The organism is Kitasatospora sp. NPDC057015 (assembly GCF_042673745.1).
Classification (GTDB): domain Bacteria; phylum Actinomycetota; class Actinomycetes; order Streptomycetales; family Streptomycetaceae; genus Kitasatospora.
This window is the reverse complement of the sequence record NZ_JBHUSG010000115.1, coordinates 1-4,317: the sequence shown is the minus strand read 5'-3', so window position 1 is coordinate 4,317 and position 4,317 is coordinate 1. Positions and strand designations below refer to the sequence as shown.

Annotated in this window: 3 protein-coding genes; 1 reads left to right on the top strand and 2 read right to left on the bottom strand. The window is 73.1% G+C overall.

Going from position 1 to position 4,317, the window contains the following annotated elements:
• Positions 1–57 precede the first annotated feature (57 nt).
• Positions 58–951: an alkaline phosphatase family protein gene (locus ACFTWP_RS41285; RefSeq protein WP_380270332.1), complete on the bottom strand. Its 894-nt coding sequence runs from the start codon at positions 949–951 to the stop codon at positions 58–60.
• Between the two features lie 346 nt (positions 952–1,297).
• Between ACFTWP_RS41285 and cobC the strand changes: the two genes are divergently transcribed.
• Entirely contained in the window at positions 1,298–2,749 is a 1,452-nt protein-coding gene (cobC, locus tag ACFTWP_RS41280; RefSeq protein WP_380270333.1) for an Rv2231c family pyridoxal phosphate-dependent protein CobC, read from the top strand.
• Positions 2,750–2,884: 135 nt separating this feature from the next.
• Here the strand turns inward: cobC and glnII are convergent, their stop codons facing one another.
• The gene (gene glnII / locus ACFTWP_RS41275) at positions 2,885–3,907 is read right to left on the bottom strand and encodes a glutamine synthetase (protein WP_380270331.1); all 1,023 of its coding nucleotides are present in this window, start codon (positions 3,905–3,907) and stop codon (positions 2,885–2,887) included.
• Between the last annotated feature and the right edge of the window lie 410 nt (positions 3,908–4,317).

The following is a 4,317-nucleotide window of genomic DNA, read 5'->3' as shown; positions in this document are numbered from 1 at the left end:
CGGTGGCGGCGGAGGCCGGCGCAGTGGTGCCGCGGCGATCCGCGAGGTACACGGCCGTCAGTTCCAGATGCCGGTGATGTCGGCGGCGGTGGCGGCGTTGCCCGCGTGGCTGGTGAGGCCGGCGAGGTCCTCCAGCGTCCGCAGCACGTTGTAGTGGTTGTAGGTGGTGGCGGAGCTGCTGCCCGGCGTCACGTGCTCGCCGTACAGGACGGTCGGGATCTTGTTGCCCGACAGCTTGTTGTCCTCGTCGAAGGTGACGACCAGGATGCTGTTGTGGGTCTTGGCCCAGGTCGCGTAGGCGCCCAGGTTGTTCTTGATCCAGGTGTCGCCGGTGCCGACCGAGCAGTCGTGCATGTCGCTGCACAGGTTGGGGACGACGAAGGAGACCTTCGGCAGCGTGGTGTAGTCGGTCGGGAACTGCGCGAAGGTGTACGCGGTGTTGGTCGGCACGTTGCTGAAGCCGAACCACGGGTTGTGCTTCTGCGCGTACTTGCCGCTGGAGCAGACCGTCGAGCCCTGGCTCGGCAGCGTCTCGTTGTAGCTGGCCCAGGTCTTGCCGGCGGCGATCAGCTCGGAGGCCAGGTTCGGCTTGTTGATCGAGCCGACGCCGACACAGCTGTCGTCGGTGCGGCCCTGGTTGCTGCCGGAGAACAGCATGTAGTAGTTGGGCTCGCTGGGGTGGGTCAGCCCGTAGGAGGCGGTCAGGTTGGCGCCGCCGGCCTTGAGGGTGTTGTTGATGTACGGCGCGCTGGAGCTGCCGATGACCTGCGAGTAGGCGTGGTTCTCCATCACCACGACGATCACGTGGTCCGGGGTGGGGAGACCGACCGCGGCCTGGGCCGAGGTGCCGGTCGCGGCCCAGATGCCGAGCGAGCCGGCGACCAGGCCGAAGCCGGCGGCGAGGGCGGTGAGGGGACGGCGGGGGCGCTTGCTGTTCCGAGCGAAGGGCATGGTGACCTCCGTGCACAGGGGGAATGGGGGCGGAGCGCCGTAACCCTAGGGTCGGCTCGGTGGCGTGTACGGCACAAGGGAAATGAAGAAAAGGCGAACAACGGCCGCCGGGGGGAACCGCAGCCGTCCTACGGCGTGGCGGCGCAGCTCACAGGCGTCCCGATTGACCCGCCCTGCACCCGCGTGATGGGATTTCGGGGCCGCCGAGCGGCGATCGGACGGGACGAGCGAGGGGCGACGCGTGATCGACTCGCACCCCTCGGGGCCCTCCCCCGCACCGCCTCCGGACCCGCAGACGTCGGACCCGCAGCCGCAGCCGCAGCCGCCGCGCAGCGTCGTCGTCGGGGTGGGGGCCCGCCGGGGTGTCACCGCCGACGAGGTGCTCCGGCTGATCCGCGCCAGCCTGGCGGAGGCCGGGCTCGCGACCGACGCCGTGCTACGGCTGGCCAGCCTGGACGAGCGGACCGGCGAACCGGGTCTGCGACGCGCCGCCGAGGCTCTCGGCGTCCCCCTGCTGGGCCACCCCGCCGCCGCGCTGGCGGCCGTCCGGGTGCCCGGCCCGTCCACCCTGGTCCTCGACCGGGTGGGCACGCCGAGCGTCGCCGAGGCGGCCGCGCTGGCCGGCCTGCCCGGCGGCGAACTCCTCGTACCCAAGCGGAAGTCGGCGATGGCGACGGTCGCGGTGGGGCGTACCGCACCGACCACCGGCGAGACCCGCCCCCACACCTGCAGGAGCAGTCCCGTGACCACCATGGCAGATCGTCCGAGCGAGCCCGACCTGCGACACCACGGCGACGCCGAGGTGCGTGCCCCCGGGCTGGTCGACCTCGCCGTGAACGTCCGCACCGGCACCCCGCCGGCCTGGCTGCGCGAGCACCTCGCCGCGACCATCGCCGGCCTGGCCGCGTATCCCGAGCCGGGCCGGGCCCGCACCGCCGTCGCCGCCCGTCACCGGCGCCCGGCGGACGAGGTGCTGCTCACCGCGGGCGCCGCCGAGGCCTTCGTGCTGCTCGCCCGCACTCTGACGCCGCGGCACGTCGTCGTCGTCCATCCGCAGTTCACCGAACCGGAGGCGGCCCTGCGGGACGCCGGGCACCAGGTCGAGCGGGTCGTGCTGACCCCGGAGAACGGGTTCCGGCTCACCCCCGGCGCCGTACCGGAGAGCGCGGACCTGGTGGTGGTGGGGAACCCGACCAACCCGACCTCCGTCCTGCACCCCGCCGGGGCACTCGGCGCGCTGGCCCGGCCCGGCCGCACGCTGGTCGTCGACGAGGCCTTCATCGACACCGTCCCCGGCGAGCGCGAGTCCCTGGCCTCGGTGCGGGACCTCCCCGGGCGGGTGGTGGTGCTGCGCAGCCTCACCAAGACCTGGGGGCTCGCCGGGCTGCGGATCGGGTACGTCCTCGCCCCCGCCCCGCTGATCGCCGAGCTCGCCGCCGCGCAGCCGCTCTGGCCGGTCTCCACCCCCGCCCTGGCCGCCGCGGAGGCCTGCAGTGCGCCCGAGGCGCTCGCCGAGGCCGAACGGGCCGCCGCCGTCGGGGCGGGGCAGCGGGCCCACCTGCTGAGCGGTCTCGCCGCCCTGCCCGGGGTGCGGGTGCACGGCGAGCCGGCGGCGTCCTTCGTCCTGGTCGAGCTCCCGGACGCGGCCCGGGTCCGGGAGCGGCTGCGGGAGGCGGGCTTCGCCGTCCGCCGCGGGGACACCTTCCCCGGGTTGGGCACCGACTGGCTGCGGATCGCCGTCCGCGACGAGGAGACCACCGACCGGTTCCTGGCCGCCCTCGCCGCCCTGCTCGGCTGATCCCGCCGGCCGGACCGCGGCGGCCTGCGCACCCGGGCACCGGGTGCGCCGTGGCGTGAGGCCCGGACATGACGGACGCCCGCCACCCCCTTGCGGGGACGGCGGGCGTCGTCGATGAAGCGGGGAGCCTCAGGCTCAGACCTGGCCGGCCTTCTCCAGCGCCGAGCAGCAGGTGTTGACCATGAGACGGGTCACCACGTACGGGTCGACGTTGGCGTTCGGGCGACGGTCCTCGATGTAGCCCTTCTGGTCGACCTCGACCTGCCACGGGATGCGGACCGAGGCGCCGCGGTTGGAGACGCCGTAGCTGTAGACGTTCCACGGGGCGGTCTCGTGCTTGCCCGTCAGGCGGGACTCGATCTCGGCACCGTACTGGGTGACGTGCTCGAGGACCTTCTCCTGCGAGGCGCCGAGCGACTCGCAGGCGGTGATGATGGCGTCGTAGCCCTCACGCATCGCCTTGGTGGAGAAGTTGGTGTGCGCGCCGGCGCCGTTCCAGTCGCCACGGGCGGGCTTGGCGTCGAGGGTGGCGTCGATGCCGAACTCCTCGGCGGTGCGGTAGAGCAGGTAGCGGGCGACCCACATGTCGTCGGAGACGGTCAGCGCGTCGACCGGGCCGATCTGGAACTCCCACTGGCCGGGCATGACCTCGGCGTTGATGCCGCAGATCGCCAGGCCGGCCGCGAGGCAGCGGTCGAGGTGCAGCTCGACGATCTCGCGACCGAAGACCTCCTCGGCGCCGACGCCGCAGTAGTAGCCGCCCTGCGGGGCCGGGAAGCCGCCCTCGGGGAAGCCGAGCGGGCGCGAGCCCTTGAAGAAGGTGTACTCCTGCTCGATGCCGAAGATCGACTCCTGAGCGGCGAACTGCTCGGCGACCGGGCGCAGCAGGGCGCGGGTGTTCGAGACGTGCGGCGTGCCGTCGATCTCGTTGACCTCGCACAGGACGAGGATGTTGTCGCCGCCGCGGATCGGGTCCGGGAAGGTCCGAACCGGCTCGAGAACGCGGTCGGACGCGTGGCCCTCGGCCTGGTTGGTGGACGAGCCGTCGAAGCCCCAGGTGGGGATCTTGTCCGCGTTGGCCAGGATCCGAGTCTTGGAGCGGAGCTTGGCGGTCGGCTGCGTGCCGTCGATCCAGATGTACTCGGCCTTGATTGCCACGGCGGTGAACCTCGCAAACTGAGTGGTGGGTGCCCGCGTAGCGTCGCAAGTCGCCGTTTCCCGGTTGTTCCTCCTATGTGACGCCCATGTAAACCAACTGTCCGCAGCGGCACCGTCACACTGCGGGAGTGCCCCCGCCGTCACCTCCGGAAGGGGCCGATGCCCCGGTTCGGCGGCCCGGGCGGGGGCCGGTCACGCCCGTGCGCCCCCTCGATGCGCGCACGCGCCCCTGCAGAGAAGCGCACCCCTCTATATGCGCCCCTATAGAGAGGTGCGCGCTCCCCGTCCACACACCCACGCCGCGCCCGCCGCACCGCGACGGGCCGGCGCCCCTCAGTGGCGGCGGGCGTGCGCCCGGCGGCGACGGGCGAACCAGAGGGTGCCGGCGCCGGCGGCCAGCAGGGCGGCGG